General features: G+C 64.4%; 19 protein-coding genes. 8 read left to right on the plus strand and 11 right to left on the minus strand.

Features of this window, described 5'->3' with window-relative positions:
- The first annotated feature begins 87 nt into the window (after positions 1–87).
- Genes V0U35_RS03155 through V0U35_RS03165 form a run of 3 tightly spaced genes read left to right on the plus strand, consistent with a single transcriptional unit; the run spans position 88 to position 905 of the window.
- Positions 88–246 (plus strand): YqaE/Pmp3 family membrane protein, encoded by a 159-nt coding sequence (locus V0U35_RS03155; RefSeq protein ID WP_330195197.1) that lies wholly within the window; start codon positions 88–90, stop codon positions 244–246.
- On the plus strand, positions 247–624 hold the full coding sequence (locus V0U35_RS03160) for a DUF4112 domain-containing protein (RefSeq protein ID WP_330195198.1): 378 nt from the start codon (positions 247–249) through the stop codon (positions 622–624). It abuts the gene before it with no gap.
- Positions 625–644: 20 nt separating this feature from the next.
- Positions 645–905, plus strand: a complete 261-nt coding sequence (locus tag V0U35_RS03165; RefSeq protein WP_330195199.1) for a DUF7218 family protein — start codon at positions 645–647, stop codon at positions 903–905.
- Here V0U35_RS03165 and V0U35_RS03170 read toward each other — a convergent pair.
- From V0U35_RS03170 to V0U35_RS03205, 8 genes are all read right to left on the minus strand, one after another.
- Complete coding sequence (locus tag V0U35_RS03170; RefSeq protein WP_330195200.1) at positions 902–1,684, minus strand: metallophosphoesterase family protein; 783 nt, start codon at positions 1,682–1,684, stop codon at positions 902–904. The two genes, V0U35_RS03165 and V0U35_RS03170, sit on opposite strands and share 4 nt — an antisense overlap.
- Positions 1,681–2,571 (minus strand): diacylglycerol/lipid kinase family protein, encoded by an 891-nt coding sequence (locus tag V0U35_RS03175; protein WP_330195201.1) that lies wholly within the window; start codon positions 2,569–2,571, stop codon positions 1,681–1,683. Before V0U35_RS03175 ends, V0U35_RS03170 begins: the two co-directional genes overlap by 4 nt.
- An 87-nt stretch (positions 2,572–2,658) precedes the next feature.
- Positions 2,659–3,843: an LL-diaminopimelate aminotransferase gene (locus tag V0U35_RS03180; RefSeq protein ID WP_330195202.1), complete on the minus strand. Its 1,185-nt coding sequence runs from the start codon at positions 3,841–3,843 to the stop codon at positions 2,659–2,661.
- A gap of 88 nt (positions 3,844–3,931) precedes the next feature.
- On the minus strand, positions 3,932–4,300 hold the full coding sequence (locus V0U35_RS03185) for a hotdog family protein (protein WP_330195203.1): 369 nt from the start codon (positions 4,298–4,300) through the stop codon (positions 3,932–3,934).
- Complete coding sequence (locus V0U35_RS03190; RefSeq protein WP_330195204.1) at positions 4,297–4,656, minus strand: MaoC/PaaZ C-terminal domain-containing protein; 360 nt, start codon at positions 4,654–4,656, stop codon at positions 4,297–4,299. The genes V0U35_RS03185 and V0U35_RS03190 overlap by 4 nt, the downstream gene beginning before the upstream one ends.
- Positions 4,653–6,158, minus strand: coding sequence for an AMP-binding protein (locus V0U35_RS03195; protein WP_330195205.1), 1,506 nt, complete (start codon positions 6,156–6,158; stop codon positions 4,653–4,655). Before V0U35_RS03195 ends, V0U35_RS03190 begins: the two co-directional genes overlap by 4 nt.
- A complete protein-coding gene (locus V0U35_RS03200; RefSeq protein WP_330195206.1) occupies positions 6,158–6,949 on the minus strand; it encodes an enoyl-CoA hydratase/isomerase family protein in 792 nt (263 codons plus the stop codon). Before V0U35_RS03200 ends, V0U35_RS03195 begins: the two co-directional genes overlap by 1 nt.
- Positions 6,946–7,554: a TetR/AcrR family transcriptional regulator gene (locus V0U35_RS03205; protein ID WP_330195207.1), complete on the minus strand. Its 609-nt coding sequence runs from the start codon at positions 7,552–7,554 to the stop codon at positions 6,946–6,948. The genes V0U35_RS03200 and V0U35_RS03205 overlap by 4 nt, the downstream gene beginning before the upstream one ends.
- Positions 7,555–7,639: 85 nt before the next feature.
- On the opposite strand from V0U35_RS03205, the gene V0U35_RS03210 reads away from it, so the two are divergent.
- The 4 genes from V0U35_RS03210 (at position 7,640) to V0U35_RS03225 (ending at position 13,287) form a co-directional block, all read left to right on the plus strand.
- Entirely contained in the window at positions 7,640–8,554 is a 915-nt protein-coding gene (locus tag V0U35_RS03210; protein WP_330195208.1) for an alpha/beta fold hydrolase, read from the plus strand.
- The gene (locus V0U35_RS03215; RefSeq protein WP_330195209.1) at positions 8,547–10,877 is read left to right on the plus strand and encodes a TonB-dependent receptor; all 2,331 of its coding nucleotides are present in this window, start codon (positions 8,547–8,549) and stop codon (positions 10,875–10,877) included. Before V0U35_RS03210 ends, V0U35_RS03215 begins: the two co-directional genes overlap by 8 nt.
- A gap of 107 nt (positions 10,878–10,984) precedes the next feature.
- Positions 10,985–11,986 carry an alpha/beta fold hydrolase gene (locus V0U35_RS03220; protein WP_330195210.1) on the plus strand — a complete coding sequence of 334 codons (1,002 nt, stop codon included), beginning with the start codon at positions 10,985–10,987 and terminating at the stop codon, positions 11,984–11,986.
- On the plus strand, positions 11,983–13,287 hold the full coding sequence (locus V0U35_RS03225; RefSeq protein ID WP_330195211.1) for a spinster family MFS transporter: 1,305 nt from the start codon (positions 11,983–11,985) through the stop codon (positions 13,285–13,287). Before V0U35_RS03220 ends, V0U35_RS03225 begins: the two co-directional genes overlap by 4 nt.
- A 6-nt stretch (positions 13,288–13,293) precedes the next feature.
- Here the strand turns inward: V0U35_RS03225 and V0U35_RS03230 are convergent, their stop codons facing one another.
- The 3 genes from V0U35_RS03230 to V0U35_RS03240 form a co-directional block, all read right to left on the minus strand.
- The gene (locus tag V0U35_RS03230; protein WP_330195212.1) at positions 13,294–14,349 is read right to left on the minus strand and encodes an AraC family transcriptional regulator; all 1,056 of its coding nucleotides are present in this window, start codon (positions 14,347–14,349) and stop codon (positions 13,294–13,296) included.
- Between the two features lie 81 nt (positions 14,350–14,430).
- Positions 14,431–14,766 (minus strand): UrcA family protein, encoded by a 336-nt coding sequence (locus V0U35_RS03235; RefSeq protein WP_330195213.1) that lies wholly within the window; start codon positions 14,764–14,766, stop codon positions 14,431–14,433.
- 206 nt (positions 14,767–14,972) lie between these two features.
- On the minus strand, positions 14,973–17,069 hold the full coding sequence (locus tag V0U35_RS03240) for a M3 family metallopeptidase (RefSeq protein WP_373696365.1): 2,097 nt from the start codon (positions 17,067–17,069) through the stop codon (positions 14,973–14,975).
- A gap of 426 nt (positions 17,070–17,495) precedes the next feature.
- Here V0U35_RS03240 and V0U35_RS03245 point away from each other — a divergent pair, with 426 nt between their 5' ends.
- Entirely contained in the window at positions 17,496–18,383 is an 888-nt protein-coding gene (locus tag V0U35_RS03245; RefSeq protein WP_330195215.1) for an ABC transporter ATP-binding protein, read from the plus strand.
- The last annotated feature ends 19 nt before the right edge of the window (positions 18,384–18,402 follow it).

Here is an 18,402-nt window from a genome sequence, read left to right on the forward strand (position 1 = left end):
GCATCCGGTGGAACCGTGACAGGTCCCGCGCGTTAGGAGTGCGGACACCGCGCCGGATGCGCGGCTCACAAAAAGGGAAATTGTTCCATGGACCTGCTGCGTATTCTTATCGCCATCCTCCTGCCGCCGCTCGGGGTTTTCCTCCAGGTCGGCATCGGAGCGCAGTTCTGGATCAACATCATCCTGACGTTACTGGGCTATATCCCGGGTATCGTTCACGCCGTGTGGATCATCGCTCGCCGCTAAATGGTCCACGACCGCGATATCGACCGGCTGGACGCCCTGGCCGATCTCATGGACAGCCGGTTCCGGATCCCCGGGACCGGCTTGCGGTTTGGCCTTGATTCGCTTGTGGGGCTGATCCCCGGCGTGGGTGATGCCGCGACGCTTCTGCCCGCGCTCTATATCCTTGCGAAAGCCCGGCAGATGGGCGCGCCGGCGCATCTCCAGCTGTGGATGATCGCCAATATCGGCATCGATTTCCTGATCGGGGCCATCCCGCTGATCGGCGACCTATTCGACTTCGGCTTCAAGGCCAACCGGATGAATGTCGCCATGCTGCGCCGTCATCTCGACCGGCGTGCTGATCGCGCGGCTCCGGTAACTCCGGCATCCGCCCCGTAAGTCCGAGAAGGAGACCTGTCATGCCCCGCAAAAACACACCCAGCATCAAGGATGAAGACACCTATGAGGCGCTGCGCGACGACGGGATGAGCAAGGAAAAAGCCGCCCGCATCGCCAACGCGAAAGCCGCCGGTGACAAGCCGTCTGAAAAGGGTGGCAAGTCAGCACCCTATGAAGACTGGTCGAAGGACGCGCTCTACGATCGGGCGCAGGAAATCGGCATTGAGGGCCGGTCGGACATGACCAAGCCGGAACTGATCGACGCGCTGCGCAATCACTAGAGCTTGCGTGGCAACTCGGTTTCGCGGACCGGGTGAAACCGGCCGTCATCATCGGCTTCATGGTGGATGAGGCGGGTGTATTCCTCTTCCAGAACCATCTCGTTGAAGCCCGCCGGCTCGATCCGTGTTCGGCCGGAGAACGCCGTCGAGGCCCCCAAGAACCAACAGGTATGCGAGCCGGCATCGACCGGAATTGCAAATGTCCGATGCAGATGGCCCGTCAGGACCAGATGGCAGTACGGGGCGAGGGCTTCGGCTGCCTCCGGCCCCCGGCGTGTCTTGGCGCGCCCCGTTGCGCCCTCCGGCGCGATCAGCGGGTGGTGACAGGCCGCGATGCGGACCCGGTCATGGTCGGTGTCAAAACGGCCGATCAGCTCGCCAAGATCGCGCCGCGAGACCCGTCCCAGCGACCAGTCCAGACGCCACTGGCTGCGGCGCGCGGTGTGCAGGGTCTCGACCTGGACGGCATCGGTGTGCAGGCGTGGAGAAACCACGTCGCCGACCAGACGGAAAAACCGCTGCCAAGGCGTGAGAAAACGGTGATCAAGCGCATAACTCGGGACGTCGTGATTGCCCGGCGCGCCCACGACCGGGGCCTGCACCGAGGCGAAGAAGTCCCGCGCACGCTCGAACTCGCGCCGGCGTCCGCCTTGCGTAAAATCACCGGCCGCGATGATAGCGTCGGGCGGATTGTGGAGACAGTAGGCCGTCAGCGACTCGACCAGGGCCGGGCTTTCATCCCCGAAATGCAGGTCCGCGATATGTAACAGACGCGTCATGCCTTCGGGGCCATGACACACAGCGCGTCCTCGATCAATTCGAAAACCACCGGCGAATTGGCATAGCCCGGCTCGCCGTCGACGATCAGTGGCAAGCGGCGCTTGGAATGCGCCTCGATATGGTGGCCCGTCGCGCGCCAAGCGCGCTTCTGGTGCTTGAAATCGGCGAAGGCGGCGCGCGCCAGCATGATCGACAGATCCACGACGCCGAAGGGCCGTCCGGCATAGACTTCGAGAATGGGTTCAAAGCGGGATTCGCCACCCTGGGCGTGGGCGTCACCCATCCGCCCCACGGATACATAAGCGGCGCGGGCGCGGCGGAAATGGGTCTCGCCATCGATGGTGAAGCCGATATAGCGCGTGGTTAGACTGCGGACCCCGGCCCGTATATAGCGCCAGATCGCGCGCAACCGCCCGTCATGTGGCGGCTCGCGCAACAGTTCGCGCGCCTTGGCGAAGGCCGGCGTGATCCCGACCGCTGCCGCGATGAGGAAGATGCGCCCGTCAACTCGGCCACACGGAATTTTGCGGGGTTCATATCCCGCCGAGGTGGCGATCACGGAGTCCATGTCCCCATCACCGTAGAGGCGCTTGGCCAAGAGGTTGGCCGTGCCGGCCGGCAGGACGAGTAGGGGTGGCGGCGAGTCCAGTTCCGACAGCGCCGTGGCGAAAGCGGCGACGGTGCCGTCACCGGCGGCAATGGCGAAGGCGTCACCTGGAATCTCGCAGGCCTCGGCGATGCCGGCCTCGATGTCATCGCTGATATCGGTCACCGTGATGGGCGACCAGCCTGCGGCCTCCAACCCGTCAACAACAGACTCGACGGTCATGCCACGCGTAAAGGCACCGGCATGCCGGTTGACGAGGAGGTGGAGGGCGCGCGCCATCAGGGGCAATCCTTCAGGGGTGGATACAAGCCGGTAGAACGCCGGGCGGTCTGTTTGGTTGCCTTACGGACGCAGACGGATTCCGGATCAGGCGTTCTGGAACCAGGGCTTCAGGGCGCGGGCGGCCTGGCGGATGCGCTGTTCATTCTCGACGAGGGCCAGCCGGACATGCCCGTCGCCGTGTTCGCCAAAGCCCAGGCCGGGTGCAACAGCAACGCCGGTCTCTTCGAGCAGGCGTTTGGAGAACTCCACCGAGCCGAGATGCGCCCATGTCTCCGGAATCGGGGTCCAGGCGAACATGGTCGCTGCCGGGGCGGGCACATGGAAACCGGCGCGGCCGAAGCTCTCGACCAGGACGTCCCGGCGCGCCTTGTAGATGCCGCGCAGCGCCTCGACATTGTCCTGCGGGCCATCCAGCGCAGCGATAGCCGCGACCTGGACCGGGGTGAACGCCCCGTAATCGAGATAGGATTTGACCCGTTTCAGCGCGTCGATCAGGCGCTGTGACCCGGCGGCGAAGCCGATACGCCAGCCCGGCATGGAATAGGTCTTCGACACCGAGGTGAATTCCACCGCCACATCCTGCGCGCCTTCGACCTCGAGGATGGAGGGCGGTGGCGGCCCGTCAAACCAGATTTCCGAATAGGCGAGATCGGAAATGAGGACGAGGTCGTGGGCTTTCGCCAGCGCTACCGCGTCGCGGTAGAAGTCGAGATCGACGACTTGCGCGGTCGGGTTGGACGGGAAGTTCAGCACCAGCGCCGAAGGGGCCGGGATCGACCGGCGGCAGGCATGGGCCACGTCACTGAGGAACTGCTCTGGTCCCTCCCAGGTGATCGGGCGAACTGCGGCTCCGGCGATGATGAAGCCGAACATGTGGATCGGGTAGGACGGGTCGGGCGCGAGGATCACGTCGCCTGGCGCGGTGATCGCCTGGGCGAGATTGGCGAGGCCCTCCTTGGAACCGAGCGTGACGCAGACTTCGCGGTCGGCATCGAGCCCGACATTGAAGCGGCGCTCGTAATAGCGCGTGAGGGCTTTCCGCAAGGCCGGAATGCCCGCACTCGCCGAATAGCGGTGCGCGCGCGGATCAGCGGCAACTTCCTTCAGCTTGTCGATGATATGCGGGGCGGGCGGCAGATCGGGATTGCCCATGCCGAAGTCGATGACGTCACGGCCCGCCTTGCGCTGGGCGAGCTTGAGGCGGTTCACCTCGGCGAAGACGTAAGGGGGCAGGCGGCGTTCGCGGTAGAAGACAGGCGCGGAGGTCATGGGCAGGCGGGCTTTCGCAAGGTCGGCGTTGGTGAAGTTGTCAGGCTAGCGGAAGTCCGGCCCGGCTGTCAGCGTGAATTGGCGGCGTTCAGTCAAACGCCCCGGAGACATCCTTCGCATAGATCAGCGCCCGGCCATCGGCGATGAGGCTGCCGTCTTCGGTCCGGCAGGTCGTGGCCAGGTCGACGAGGTGCTTGTCCGGGCGAAGGCGCGTGATCTCGACCCGCGCGGTCAGTGGTTCACCGAGAGGTGCGGGTGCGAGGAAGCGGATCTCCTGTTTGAGGTAATTGGCACCCTGACCCGGCAAGTCCATGCCGAGGAGATCGGAAAACATCGCGTGAATGAAGGGCTCGGCGACAAGGCCGGTGCGCAGCGGCGCTCCGGTCAGGCGGGAGAGCGCCTCGACATCCTTTGCAGTGAAGCGGCGGGTCCGTTCGGCAAGATCGCCCGGCTTCATCGCTGCACCTGCGTGTGGCCGGTCAGACAGAGTTCGCCATCGCTGGCGCGCCGGGCGGAGAACGCGATCCGGTCGCCGTCCGTCCATTCGGCGGTGAAGTCCAGTGTCTCGCCCGCCGGGGCCGGATTGGGGAACATCACCGCTTGCTCCAACTGGACGGCTCCGGGTGCGAGTTGTTCGACCAGGCCGCGCGCGATGGCGCAGAGATAGGCTCCGTGCGCGACCGTCTTGCCGAACCGGGTCCGGGACGCAAATCCGGGGTCGACATGGATCGGATTGGCGTCGCCGGACAGTGCGGCGAACGCGTCGAAATCGGCCTGGCGCATGTCTTTCTGCAGCGTGACCCGCCCGGTCATGCCTGGCCCTCACGAGGCAGGAGATGTTTCTGCACCTTGCCCGCAGCGGTCCGCGGCAAGGTGTCTGAAAAGACAAAACGGGCCGGGACCTTGAAGGCCGCGAGGCGCGTGCGGCACCAGGTTTTCAATTCGTCTGCGGTGGCGGCCTGGCCCGGTTTCAGCTCGACATGGGCGCAGCCGGTCTCGCCCCATTTCTCGCTCGGTTCGCCCACGACCGCAGCTTCAAAGACCGCCGGGTGGGACGCCAGGACATTCTCGACTTCAGCCGGATAAACATTCTCGCCGCCGGAGATATACATCTCCTTGATCCGGCCCACGACATAGACATAGCCGTCCGCGTCGCGCCGCCCGAGATCGCCGCTTTTGAGCCAGCCATCATCGGTGAAGAGCGCTTTGGTCTCTTCGGGCCGGTTCCAGTAGCCCGGCGTCATGCCGGGGCCGGAGAACTGGATTTCGCCGGTCTCTTCGTCGCCCGCAAGCGCGCCGTCCGGTTTCGCGATACGCGCATCGATGAAGAGCTGGGGCTTCCCGACCGAGCCGATTTTCGCGGTCGCGGCCTCCGGGTCCGAAAGGAAGGCGGTCGGACCGGTCTCGGTCATCCCGAACCCGTTGCAGACGCGCGGGCCACGCGCCGCGAAACGCTCTACCAGCGTGTCGGGCAGGGGCGCGCCGCCGCAGGCCCAGTGGCGGACTTTCGACAGATCGACCGACTCAAAGCGGGGATGAAGGCTGAGCTCGCGGTAAATGGCCGGGACACCGATGAAGACGTCGATCCCGCCGGTCTCAATGAGGTCGAGCATCGCTCCGGCCTCGAAACCGGGAAGGACCTGGACGTGCCCGCCCGCAATGAGGACGGGCAAAGTGTGCAGATTGATCCCGGCGGTATGGAAGAGCGGCAGGAAATTCAGGGTCGCATCGCCATCGCGCAGCCCGATTGCCTGGGAAATGTTGAGATAGTTCACCAGCGCCATGCCGTAGGTCTGTATGACGCCCTTGGGCTGGCCGGTCGTGCCGGACGTGTAGATCAGATACCAGGTCTCACCCGAGGGCCAGCGCTCGCGACCGGCCAGCGGTTCTGCCGCCGCAACCCGGTCCGGGTAGCCGCCTGGCTGGTCGAGGTCGAGCGCTGCGATGCCGGCCTCGCCGGCCAGGGCCAAGGCCGTCTCGCGATCTTCCTGGCCGTGGATGATCAGCGCCGGGCCGCAATCGGCGATGAGCGGTGTCAGCTCGGCGGCGGGCATGCGCCAGTTGAGCGGGACGAGAATGGCTCCGATCTTTCCGCATGCCATCAGGATTTCGAAGAATTCGACCCGGTTGCGGCAAAGGATCACGACGCGGCTGCCTGCTGTGACGCCGGACTCGACGAGGACCTGGGCGGCCCGGGCAGCGCGGTTGTTGAAGGCACGATAGGTCATCGACCGGCCCGTCTTCACATCGGTGAAAGCCGTTCGGTCCGGGGTCAGCGCGGCGCGGCGTGCGGCGATGTCGGTGAGGAAGTCCATCAGCCTGCCTCTTTGGCTGTCCGGCCGGACGCGGCGAAGGCGCGCATCCTGGCGATGGTTTCCGGGCGCAACAGGCAGTCGAGAAAAGCGGTCCGTTCGGCTTCCAGCTCGGCTCTCAAGTCGGCTTCGGCCGGGCGCAGCAAGCGGCGGCTAGCCTGTAACGTTGCCGTGTCGGCGCTGGCGAGCGTGCGCGCTTCGGTCTCCATGGCCGAGGCAAAATCACTCGCCGAACAGACCCGGTCACACACGCCCATCGCCAGACAGGTGGCCGCGTCAAGCCGGTCGTTTCCGGCAATCCATGCATGGGTGCGGGCCGATCCGATCCGGGCCGGAAGCAGCGCTGTCCAGCCGCCATCGGGCGCGAACCCCATTGCGGCGTACCAGGGCTGGACGAAGGCGGTGTCGGCCATGATGATCCGGTCGGCGGCGAGCGCGAGTCCGAGCGACCCGCCAGTGAGTGGTCCATTGACGGCGGCCAGGACAGGGGCGGGAAAGGCCTGAAGCGCCAGGATGACGTCATTGAGCCCGTCGACAAGCGTGCGTCCGTGTGCGGCGAGGGCTTCAGGATCGCCGGCATGGGCCAGAAAGCCCAGAATGTCGCCGCCGGAGGAAAAGGCCTTGCCGGCACCGGACACCACAAGCGGGCGGTTCCGATCCGCCGAGCCGATCGCTGTGAGCAGGTCATCGAGCAGGGCAGGGGTCAGGGCGTTGCCGCGATCAGGACGGCTGAGGACGAGGCCGGTTGCCGGGCCCACCGATCTGCGCAGAACGAGGCCGGCCCCGTCCGTCATGCGTCGAGGCCGTTTTTCAGCAGGTCGTAGACGGCATCGGCGAGATCGTCCGCCTTGCGGGTCTCATCCCAGACGCCAAAGCGCAGTCCGAGGAAGACACTGACCCCGATCAGGGCCCAGGCCCGGGCCTCCGCGTCGCCGGCGCGAATTTCGCCGCGCCCGGCCGCGTCTTCCAGATTGCGGCGATAGCCGTCAGCGAAGTTGTCGTAATAGGCCCGGTAGGCGTCCGGCGCGACGAACTGCGCTTCCATGACGATGTGGTATAGATCACGGTGTTCGCGGGCGAACTCGATGAAGGCCTTGACCCCGCGCCGTTCGGCTTCGAGCCGGTTGGGCGCGTCGGAAACCCGTTCGGCAATCCAGGACCGGGTGACGTGGCCCATGTGTGCGACGAGGGCGCGGAATACCTCGTCCTTGGACTCGAAATAGACGTAGAACGTCCCCAGCGCGACCTTCGCCCGGCGCGTAATTTCCCCAATGGATGTCGCATGAAAGCCATTGGCTCCGAACTCGCGTTCGGCGGCCTCCAGCAGCTTTCTGCGCGTACGTTCACCGCGTGCGGTCTTGGGGCTCTTGTCCGGGGTCTTGGATTTCAAAGTTGACATCTGATTCAGTTTTCACAAAATTGAAATGGACGCAATACGGCACGAATAGGGGCGCGGCAGACGCCCCGGTGCGGGGAGAGCAGTCTTGAATGAAGCGGGTACCCTTGGGGTGCGCGCCGGGCAATCCGGCGTAGAAACCGTGACGCTGGACGACGGCGCGGCGATGGCCGTGCGGGTGTCGGGCTCGGGTGATCCCCTGCTGCTGGTCCATGGCTGGGCGGCCCATGGGGGCTTCTTCGAAGGCCTCGCGGACGCGCTGTCGGACTCATTTTCCATCATCGTTCCTGATCTGCGTGGCCATGGCGCGACAGGCCGGGGTGAAGGGCCGCTGACCATGGCCCGGCTCGCCGACGACCTTCACGCGTTACTGCGTGTGCTCGATCTGCGCAATGCCGTTGCGGTCGGATGGTCGATGGGTGCGATGGTGTTGTGGTCGATGATCGGCCGCCATGGGGCGGACCGGCTCGCCGGTCTTGTCACCATCGACATGAGCCCGCGCATTCTCAACGACGCCGACTGGACGCTGGGGATGCAGACCGGGCTCGACCGGGCCGCCAGCGCCCAGATCGAAACAGCAATGCGGACCGGTTGGCCGGCCTATGCGGCGGCTTTTGCGCCCCGCATGTTCGCCCGTCCGGAAAACGGACAATTGCCGGACATCCTGCCCTGGGCAGTCGACCAGATGGCCGGCAATGATGCAGACGCGATGGCCGAGCTCTGGGGCGCGATGGCCGATACCGACTGCCGCGACACGCTCGCCGGAATCCGCATTCCGGCGCTCGTCACCTATGGCGCGCTCAGCCAGGCCTACAGCCCGGAAACCAGCCGCCATCTCGCCGCCGCCATGCCGGACGCGCGCCTGAAAGGGTTCGCCCGTTCCGGCCATGCCCCGCATCTCGAAGAACCCGACGCGTTCGCACGCGCCATCACCGACTTTGCCCGCGAGGTCCAGACCGCGCCGGCCCAACCCGAATTTACGAGGGGAGTACGCCATGACTAACGCACACCGCATTACAAATACCGCCCTGCTGCTTGGCAGTGTGGCTTCCATCGCCCTGCTCGGTTCGCCGGCCATGGCCATTCAGACCGAAACCACCGCTGATACCGGCAACCGGGACACGATCACGGTCACGGCCCGGCGGCGCGAGGAATCGCTGCAGGACGTGCCGATCGCCGTGACCGCCTATTCCGGTGCCCAGCTGGAACAGATGGGCGCGCAGGACATCACTTTTGTCGGCCAGTCGACGCCGAATGTGACGCTGGAAGTCTCCCGCGGTACCAACACGACGCTGTCCGCCTTCATCCGCGGTGTAGGCCAGCAGGATCCGGTCGCCGGCTTTGAATCCGGTGTCGGCCTCTATGTCGACGACGTCTATCTGAACCGGCCGCAAGCGGCGATCCTGGACATCTATGACGTCGAGCGGATCGAAGTTCTGCGCGGGCCGCAGGGTACGCTCTATGGCCGCAACACCATCGGCGGCGCGATCAAATACGTGACCCGCCGCCTCTCGACCGAGCCGGAAGCCAATGTCCGCGTCAATGTCGGCAGCTACAGCCAGTTCGACGTGATCGCATCGGGCTCCGTGCCGCTGTCCGACACATTCCGTATCGGTGGAGCCGTGGCCCGCTTCACGCGTGACGGCTTCGGAACCAATCTGATTACCGGCGACGAGAACTACAACAAGGACTCATTCGCCTTCCGCCTGTCGGCAGAATTCGAGCCCAATGACCAGGTTTTCCTCCGGCTCGCCTATGACAATATCCAGGACGATTCCAACGCCCGCCAGGGCCATCGCCTGATCGCCGACCAGTTCCCGCCCTTCACCTATCCGGTGCTGAACAATGTCTATGACACCCGGGCCGGACTGAATGTGGTGCAGCAGGAAGTGACCGGTTCGGGCATTTCCTTCCTTGGCGAGTTCCGTGTGAACGACAACTGGCAGATCCGCAACATCATGGCCTATCGCGAGGATTCCTCGACGAGCCCGATCGATTTCGACAGCTTGCCGGAAGCCGATCTCGACGTTCCGGCCATCTACGAGAACGAACAGTTCTCAGAGGAATTCCAGCTGCTCTATGAAGGCGACCGCCTGGCCGGTGTGCTGGGCTTCTACTATCTCGAAGCCGAAGCCAGCACGGTGTTTGACGTGCTGCTGGCCACGACCGGAGCGCTTCCGGCCGTCGGACTGCCGGGGCTGAATGCCCAGACCTTCGGTGATGTATCGACCAACACCTGGTCGATCTTCGGGGATTTCAGTTATGACGTGACCGACCGGGTCAGCGTTTCGCTGGGCGGTCGCTACACGGTCGACGAACGGGCCTCGACCGTGCTGCGCCGGACCTATATCGGCGGCTTCTCGGAATTTTTCGGCGGCAACCCGACGCTGATCGCGACGACCTCGAATTTCAACGGCGAGGAAGAGTGGACCGATTTCAGCCCGCGCGCCTCGGTCAGTTTCCAGGCCGACGACTTCAACAATCTCTACCTGTCCTACAGCCAGGGCTTCAAAGGTGGCGGTTTCGACCCGCGCGGCCAGACCACGGCGACGCCTGACTTCAACCAGGACGGGACGGTGTCCCAGGCCGAGATCTTCCAGTTCATGATGTTCGAACCGGAAGAAGTCGACACGTTCGAAGCCGGCTGGAAAGTCGAGCGTCCGAACTACCGGCACTCGCTGGCGGTTTTCTATTCGGACTACACCAATGTCCAGATCCCGGGCTCGGTCGGCGTCGACACCAATAATGACGGTATCGCCGACACCTTTACCGGGGTGACGACCAATGCCGGTGCGGCGACGCTCGCCGGGATCGAGTTCGAAGGTGCAGCCACGCTGGCCGAAGACATGGCCCGTCCGGGAGACGCGCTCAACTTCGCCTGGACAGTCGGCTATATCGACGGCGAGTATGACCAGTTCATCAACGCCTTCGGTGTCGATGTCTCCAATCAGGCCCAGATCCAGAACACGCCGGACTGGACCGCCAGCGCCACGGTTTCCTACATGACGCCGGCCGCGCAGGGCATGCTCAACCTGATGGCGATGGCGTCCTACCGGGGCGATTCCAGCCAGTTCGAATTCCCCTTCCCGCTGCTCGACCAGGAAGCCTTCACCCTGTTCAACGCCAGCGCGGTCTGGGATTCTGACAATGGCCGCTGGCAGCTGGGCCTGCATGGCCGCAACCTGACGGACGAACGCTACCGGGTGGCCGGCTATGACTTCGTCAACAACACGACGCTGGCACCGGAACTGGGTCTGGAAGGTACGCTGACGGCCTTCTACGGCGATCCGCGCACGGTAACGGCAACGGTAGCCTTCCGTTACTAAGGGACCGGGGGGCGCTCATCCGGCCGGCGGGACTCCGAGCCTGCCGGCCGGATTGGCATTTCAGACTGTTTGACTGACGGAATGTTTGACGGACGGGGAGACCGACGATGCCTGCAAAGCCGCTGATCGTGATCCTTGCCGGTGTGGGCGTCGCCATCCTTCTCATTGCCATGCTGTTTGGCGCGATCGTCTCGTCCGCCTACCGGGTCTCGTTGACCGAGAGCCGGCAGGAGCCCGCACAGAATGTTCCGGCGGTGGCCGCCGCGGACATTCCGGACTCGCCTTACTGGACTGATGCCGACCGCTGGGTCGATGTCGCGGGCCTGCGCACGCGGGTCCGGATCGAAGGTGCCGACGACGCACCGGCGCTCATCCTCATTCACGGGTTTTCCGTCTCGCTGGAGAGCTTCGACGCATGGGCGGCAGACCTCGCCACCGACTACCGCGTCATCCGTCCCGACCTGCCGGGCCATGGCCTGACGGGGCCGGACCCGGAAAGCCGCTACAGTGTTCCTCAGACGGCGGATTTCGTTGGCGGCCTGATGGATACGCTCGGCATCGATACCGCGATAATCGGTGGCAATTCGCTCGGCGGGCTGGCGGCCTGGCGCTTTGCGGCGGACCATCCGGACCGGGTCACGGCCCTGGTCCTGGTCGCGCCGGGTGGGTATTCCATCAATGGCGTCACCGAGGAGCCGGTCGCCGTTCCTGCCCCCGTGGCGGCCTATCTCCTGAACGCGCCCGCGCCCTTCGTCGCGGCGGCGACGGCGCAGCTCTATGGTGACCCCTCGCGTCTGGACCCGGCCGTGTCCGAACGCATCGCGGCGATGATGGCCCGTGACGGCAATGGCGCGGCCATGGTCGCGCGCCTCGAAGTCTTCACCCTGCCCGAACCGGGCGCGGATCTCGCGCGGATCACAGCACCGACACTGATCCTGCATGGCGGAGCCGACCGGATGATCCCGCTCGATCACTCGCGCCAGATGAGCGCGGCGATTCCGAATGCACGGCTTGTGACCCATGACGATCTGGGGCATGTCCCCCACCAAGAGGATCCGCAGCGCACGCTCGGTGATGTCCGCAATTTCCTGTCCGAGGTGACGCCTTGACCGACACATCCGCGCCCGCGCCTGCCGCTGCCCCGTCGAAGGGCTATCGCATCCTGGTGATGCTGCTGCTGTTCCTGGTCTATGCGTTCAATTTCCTCGACCGGCAGATCATTTCCATCCTCGCCATTCCGATCCAGGCCGAACTGGATTTGAGCGACCGGCAACTGGGTCTGCTCGGCGGTCTGGCCTTCGCCTTCCTCTATTCCACGCTGGGCGTGCCCATCGCCTGGCTGGCCGACCGGACCAACCGGACCTGGATCATCACCGGTGCGCTGGCGATCTGGAGCGGGTTCACGGTCCTGTGCGGCTATACCCAGAATTTCACGCAGTTATTCCTGGCGCGGGTTGGCGTCGGCATTGGCGAGGCGGGCGGCGTTGCGCCCTCCTATTCCCTGATCGCCGACTATTTCCCGCCGAAGAGCCGGGCGAGGGCGCTGGCCTTCTATTCGCTGGGGATACCGATTGGCTCCGCCTTCGGGGTCATCGCCGGATCGCAGATCGCCGGCGGGGCCATCTCCGACAGCCTCGACTGGCGTGCCGCCTTCATCATTGTCGGGATTGCCGGCCTGGTCCTGGTGCCCATCTTCAAACTCGTCGTGCGCGAGCCGGCGCGGGGACAGCTCGACACGGTCAAACTTGACGACACGGTTGCCAAGCCGAGTTTCGGCCAGGTCCTGGGCGTGCTGGCGAAGAAGCCGACCTTCTGGTTCCTGACCTTCGGGGCGGCCTGTTCGTCGATGATGGGCTATGGCGTCTTCTTCTGGCTGCCGTCCTTCTTCGCGCGCAGTTTCGATCTCGACATCATCCAGACGGGCTGGCTCTTCGGGTCGATCCTCTTCATCGGGGGAACGGCTGGCATCGTGCTGGGCGGTGTGATGAGTGATCTCTTCGGCAAACGCACAGTCACCGCCTATGCGCGGGTTCCGGGCATCGCATTCCTGTTGACCACGCCGCTCTACATTGCCGGGGTATTGGCCCCGAGCCCGGCGCTTTCGGTCATCCTCTTCCTGGTGCCCACCGCGCTGGGACTGGCCTGGCTCGGCCCGACACTGTCGGCCTTCCAAAACCTGGTGCCGGCCTCGATGCGCACGACCGCCTCGTCGATCTTCCTCCTGATCAACAATCTCATCGGCATCGCCGGCGGGATTTATGTTCTGGGCGAACTTTCGACCTTGCTGGCCCCGACCTTCGGGGATGCGTCGCTGAAATACTCCATCATCATCGGCTCGATGATGTATCTGATTGCCGGGACGCTGTTCCTGATCGCCGCGCGATCCATCGCGAAAGACTGGGAAGGCTGACGCGCTTCAGCCTGCCAGCGTGCGGCGGCGGAAGGCGGTCGGGGCTTCACCCGTCGCCTCGCGGAACGCACGGTTGAACGGCGCGATGGAGCCATAGCCCAGGTCGAGTGCAACTTGCAGGATCTGGCGGCGGGCCTGTTCGGGATCGGCCAGGATCGCCTTGGCGTCCTCGACCCGTCTTGTGTTGATGAAGCTGGAGAAATTCCGGTAGCCCAGCCCCTGGTTGATCAGCTTCCGTAACCGGTGTTCGGGTGTGCCGAGCCGGTCGGCGAGACCGCCGACCGTCAGGCCGGTTTCCAGATAGGCCCCGTCATCCATCGCGCGCTCCAGCCGGGCGAGCAGGGGCCGGTCGGCGGGGTCCAGCCCGTCCGCCGCCGTTTCCGGATCATGCCGGTGCGGTTCGGGCGGGACTTCAACGAACATGTCCTCGCGCACCTGCAGCGCCCAGACGGCGAAACCGAAGGTCAGGAGCAATAGCAATAGCGACGAGGCGGGCGGCACCAACAGTTGCAGGTCTGCCGGCAAGGGAATGTGCTCCACCACCATGAGCAGGATCGCCGAGACCCCCACCGAAACGGCGACGATGACCCGGAAACGCCGGCGCGCATCGACCAGGTCATCCCGGCGGCGGCGCAGGGCGACTGTCACGCCGTGCAGGATCAGGGTCACGCTCAGGGCCTGTTTGAGGATATAGGCCGCATCTACCCAGGCCGGGTCGCTGGTCACCGCCGGAACCGCGACCAATAGCGCCATCGGGATGACCGGATAGAGAAAGCGCATGCGCCAGCGGAACTCGTCGCAGAAGAGCGCAAGCGCAAACCACCAGAAGAAGATGCCGTCAAACCAGGACAGCGCCACGAAGGGCACATGCCACAGGCCGATCACCGCGACGAGTGCCGGGGAGGTGCAGACGATATAGCCCGCAGCGCCGAGCGCAAACAGCGCCCCCATGCGTCCCGACAAGGTCCGGTGCGCGGTCAGCATCAGCACCGCGCAGGTCAGAAAGCACATCATCGCGGCCGAAGAACGGACCACGATATCAAAGAGATCAAGACCACTCATGCGGGCGAGTATGCCTCCGGCCGGAAAATCCCGCCAGTGCCGCCGGTCGCAGGACCGGAAACACTGGCGGGCAAGGTAAAGCTAGTCGCGCGCGGCGACTTGCACCATGGCGGGCCGTTCGTCAGGGGAGACAAGCCTGCCCGCATGGATTTCGGAGAGCGCCGGGGCGTCGATCTCGGCAACGGCACGCGCGACCGTGTCGGCCACGCAGGTGCGGATACCGCGCTGAGCCATCGCGCCATTGGCGTTTTCGATCTCGCAGACCGATGTGGCGACATTGACGAGCCGCGCATGGACAGCGGCTGCGCCGTCAATGGTGGCGAGTTCGGCACGGTCAAAGGTGAAGTCGGCCTGGGGGGCAACACCTTCGATCGGGTTGGTGGCAAGAAGCAGGGCGGGGAGAAGCACGTTCAACATGGGATGACCTCCGTTGTCCGCCGCCTCAGGAAACGGGCGGCGCTGACAGGACGCTGGAGGCCGGCGGCCAGAATGGCGCGCCGGATTTGAAACCCGCGTGGAATCTTCCGGTTTCGCGCGGCGTTTTTCGGAATCGATCAGGATAGCGGAAAGGAAAAGGGCCGGAGCGTGTGCCCCGGCCCTTATCCCGATTTATGTGACGGCGCTTACTCTTCGCTGTCGTCTTCACCCGGAACCGGGAAGCCCCGGTCGCGCATCAGCGCCGAGACATCGGCGTCCCGTCCGCGGAAGGCGCGGTAGGCCTCGGCCGGGTCGACCGCGTTGCGCGGCGCAAACAGATTGTCGACCAGCGACTGGGCGAGGACCGGATCGTAGTAGCTGCCGGCTTCCTCAAAGGCTTCCGCGGCGTCGGCCGTGAGAACGTCGGCCCACATGTATCCGTAGTAGCCTGCCGAATAACCTTCGCCCGAGAAGACGTGACCGAAATGCGGGCTGCGGTGACGCAGTACGATCTCGTTCGGCATGCCGAGGCGTTCCATGGTTTCACGCTCGAACGTGTCCGGATCGCCGACCTCGTCGGGATCGGTCGTGTGGTAGTACATGTCCATCAGCGCCGAGGCGAGATACTCGCCGGTCGAGAAGCCCTGGTTGAAATTGGCGGCTGCCCGGATCCGGTCGATCAAGTCCTGTGGCATCGGCTCGCCGGTTTCGACATGGACGAGATAGTTGTTCACCACCGGGTCGGTCAGAAGCCAGCGCTCGAGCAGCTGGGACTGGAATTCAGTATAGTCCCGTACCCCGCCATTGAGCGTCGGGTAGGCGACGTTCGAGGAGAGATAGTGCAGGGCGTGGCCGAATTCGTGGAAGAAGGTCGTGGCATCGTCAAATGAGACCAGAACCGGCTGGCCCGGTGCAGGCTGGACGAAGTTGGAATTGTTGGTCGCCAGGACATTGCGCGGGCCATCGAACGTGGTGTGGCTGCGGAAGCTGTTTGCCCATGCGCCTGACCGCTTGCCGGTTCGGGCGTAGGGGTCGAGATACCACAGGCCGATATGCTCACCGGTCTCGCGGTTGGTGACTTCCCAGACACGCACGGTCGGGTGCCAGACCGAGACCGTGCCTTCCGGCAGTTCTTCAAAGGCGAAGCCGAAAAGCTCGCCCGCGACGAAGAACATCCCTTCCCGCAGATTGTCGAGCTGGAGATACTGGCTGACCTCCTGGCTATCGAGATCATAGCGGTCGGCCCGGACTTTTTCCGCGTAATAGCGGTAATCCCAGGGCTCGATCGTGATGTCCGCGCCTTCCGCGTCGGCCACCGCCTGCATGTCGGCGACTTCCTCGTGGATGCGGGCGACGGCGGCTTCCCAGACACCTTCCATCAGCGCCATGGCGCGTTCCGGGGTGCCTGCCATGCGGTTTTCCAGGCGCCACTGGGCGTAATTGTCATAGCCCAGCAATTCCACCCGTTCGTCGCGCAGGCGGAGAATGTCCATGATGATGGCGTTGTTGTCCCACTCGTCGGCATTGTCGCCGCGATTGTAATAGGTCCGCCAGACCTGTTCGCGCAGATCGCGTTCGTCCGAGAAGGTCAGGAACGGATCCATCGAGGAACGGGTGTTGGTGATGGCGTACTCGCCCTCACGTCCGCGTTCGGTGGCGGCGGCAGCGGAGGCGCGCACGAAGTTCTCGGGCAGGCCGCTGAGGCTCTCCTCGTCGATGAAGAGAACGTATTCCTCTTCGTCATGGAGGACATTGTTGGCGAACTGGGTGTGCAGCTCGGCCAGCTCGGCATTGATCGCTGCATAGCGTTCGGCGGCGTCGCCTTCCAGAGTCGCACCATTGCGGGCAAAGCTGTCATAGGTCAGCTGAACCACCCGCTGCTGATCCGGGCGCAGCGTCTCCATTTCGTCGCCTTCATAGACGGCGCGGACGCGCGCGAAGAGCTCGGCGTTCTGGGTGATCTCCGAGCTGAAGGCCGAAAGGCGCGGTGCCATGCGCTGCTGGATCGCCCGGAATTCCGGCGAGGAATTGTTGCTCGACCAGATACCCCAGTAGGAAAAGACCCGGCCCAGCGGCTCGCCGGCGCGTTCCAGTTCAACGATCGTGTTCTCGAAGGTCGGCGCGTCCGGATTGGCGACTATGGCATCAATCTCGGCGAGGTTGGCGGCCATGCCGGCTTCCAGCGCAGGCTCGAGATCATCGAGGCTCGCCGCATCGAAGTCCGGTGTGCCGCCATAGGGGCCGTCCCATTCGGCCAGCAGGTGGTTGCTGGCCATCTGCTCGTCGACCATGGCCTGCTCCATGCGGTCGAAACCGCCTTCGTCTTCAGTCATGGTTTCGTCGGTCGCGGTCTCGTCCGCCATGGTTTCATCGGTCATGGTGTCGGTGCCGGTGTCCATGTCCGCGTCGGTGTCGGGTTGGCTGCACGCCGCGGCAAAAAGCGCCGCGAGGCTGGTCGTGCCAATAAGAAGGCGTTTCATTGCAGGGTTTCTCCCTCGGGTTTTTGCTGGCGCAGAACCTAGCGATCCCATGCCCAGCGTCAAATCCGGGCTGCCGGACATTGCCTTGAATTAATCTTCAGCACAGTGGGGGACGAGCCTGCAGAGCGTCCCGCTTGTTGCGCTGACATTTCCTGTCATTCATTTGCGCCAGTGTGGCGGAAGGGCGTAAGCCCGACGGTCTGGGACAATGAATTGGGGCGCGGCGTTCGCAACGGCCGCGAAAAAATCATGCTCGAGATTTCGAACCTGTCGAAAACCTATGGCAATGGCGTGCGTGCGCTCGACAATGTCTCGCTGTCCATTCCCAAGGGCATGTTCGGCCTGCTTGGCCCCAATGGCGCGGGCAAGTCCACCTTGATGCGGACGATCTCGACCCTGCAAAACGCTGACAAGGGTTCCATCACCTTCAATGACATCGATGTCCTGAAGGAGCCGCGCGAGTTACGCCGCCAGCTGGGTTATCTGCCGCAGGACTTTGGCGTCTATCCCCGCATGTCGGCGCGCGCCATGCTGGACCATCTGGCGCTGCTCAAGGGCATTTCCAACGCGAAGGACCGCAAGCGCGTGGTCGAAGGGCTGCTCGAGCAAACCAATCTGGCCAAGGTCGCGAAGAAGGCCGTCGCCTCCTATTCGGGCGGCATGCGGCAGCGCTTTGGTATTGCCCAGGCGCTGATCGGCGACCCCCAACTGATCATTGTCGATGAACCCACGGCCGGTCTCGACCCCGAGGAACGCAACCGTTTCCACAATCTCCTGTCCGAGATCGGCGAGAATGTCGTTGTCATCCTGTCGACCCACATCGTGGAGGACGTCGCGGACCTCTGCCCGCTGATGGCGATCATGAATCGCGGACAGATCGTCGCGGAAGGATCGCCGGCGGCGCTGATCTCCTCGCTCGACGGGAAGGTCTGGAGCAAGCGTATCGCCAAAGCCGACCTGCCGGCCCACAGAAGCCGGCACCGGGTCATTTCCACGCGCCTGACGCAGGGTGAAGTCCTGATCCATGTCCTGGCCGATGCCCATCCGGGTGACGGGTTCGAGTCCGTCAATCCTGACCTTGAGGACGTCTATTTCGCGACCATTTCGGCCGATCCGGCTGAAGCGGACGCGGCCTGATATCGGGACAGGAAGGAGA

Source organism: Hyphobacterium marinum (genome assembly GCF_036330325.1).
GTDB classification, from domain to species: Bacteria; Pseudomonadota; Alphaproteobacteria; order Caulobacterales; family Maricaulaceae; genus Hyphobacterium; species Hyphobacterium marinum.

Bases quoted from the DNA above. Each gene is read 5' to 3' on its own strand.
- V0U35_RS03155 (WP_330195197.1), top strand. From the start codon at position 88: ATGGACCTGCTGCGTATTCTTATCGCCATCCTCCTGCCGCCGCTCGGG.
- V0U35_RS03160 (WP_330195198.1), top strand. From the start codon at position 247: ATGGTCCACGACCGCGATATCGACCGGCTGGACGCCCTGGCCGATCTC.
- V0U35_RS03165 (WP_330195199.1), top strand. From the start codon at position 645: ATGCCCCGCAAAAACACACCCAGCATCAAGGATGAAGACACCTATGAG.
- V0U35_RS03170 (WP_330195200.1), bottom strand. From the start codon at position 1,684: ATGACGCGTCTGTTACATATCGCGGACCTGCATTTCGGGGATGAAAGC.
- V0U35_RS03175 (WP_330195201.1), bottom strand. From the start codon at position 2,571: ATGGCGCGCGCCCTCCACCTCCTCGTCAACCGGCATGCCGGTGCCTTT.
- V0U35_RS03180 (WP_330195202.1), bottom strand. From the start codon at position 3,843: ATGACCTCCGCGCCTGTCTTCTACCGCGAACGCCGCCTGCCCCCTTAC.
- V0U35_RS03185 (WP_330195203.1), bottom strand. From the start codon at position 4,300: ATGAAGCCGGGCGATCTTGCCGAACGGACCCGCCGCTTCACTGCAAAG.
- V0U35_RS03190 (WP_330195204.1), bottom strand. From the start codon at position 4,656: ATGACCGGGCGGGTCACGCTGCAGAAAGACATGCGCCAGGCCGATTTC.
- V0U35_RS03195 (WP_330195205.1), bottom strand. From the start codon at position 6,158: ATGGACTTCCTCACCGACATCGCCGCACGCCGCGCCGCGCTGACCCCG.
- V0U35_RS03200 (WP_330195206.1), bottom strand. From the start codon at position 6,949: ATGACGGACGGGGCCGGCCTCGTTCTGCGCAGATCGGTGGGCCCGGCA.
- V0U35_RS03205 (WP_330195207.1), bottom strand. From the start codon at position 7,554: ATGTCAACTTTGAAATCCAAGACCCCGGACAAGAGCCCCAAGACCGCA.
- V0U35_RS03215 (WP_330195209.1), top strand. From the start codon at position 8,547: ATGACTAACGCACACCGCATTACAAATACCGCCCTGCTGCTTGGCAGT.
- V0U35_RS03220 (WP_330195210.1), top strand. From the start codon at position 10,985: ATGCCTGCAAAGCCGCTGATCGTGATCCTTGCCGGTGTGGGCGTCGCC.
- V0U35_RS03230 (WP_330195212.1), bottom strand. From the start codon at position 14,349: ATGAGTGGTCTTGATCTCTTTGATATCGTGGTCCGTTCTTCGGCCGCG.
- V0U35_RS03235 (WP_330195213.1), bottom strand. From the start codon at position 14,766: ATGTTGAACGTGCTTCTCCCCGCCCTGCTTCTTGCCACCAACCCGATC.
- V0U35_RS03240 (WP_373696365.1), bottom strand. From the start codon at position 17,069: ATGGAGCAGGCCATGGTCGACGAGCAGATGGCCAGCAACCACCTGCTG.
- V0U35_RS03245 (WP_330195215.1), top strand. From the start codon at position 17,496: ATGCTCGAGATTTCGAACCTGTCGAAAACCTATGGCAATGGCGTGCGT.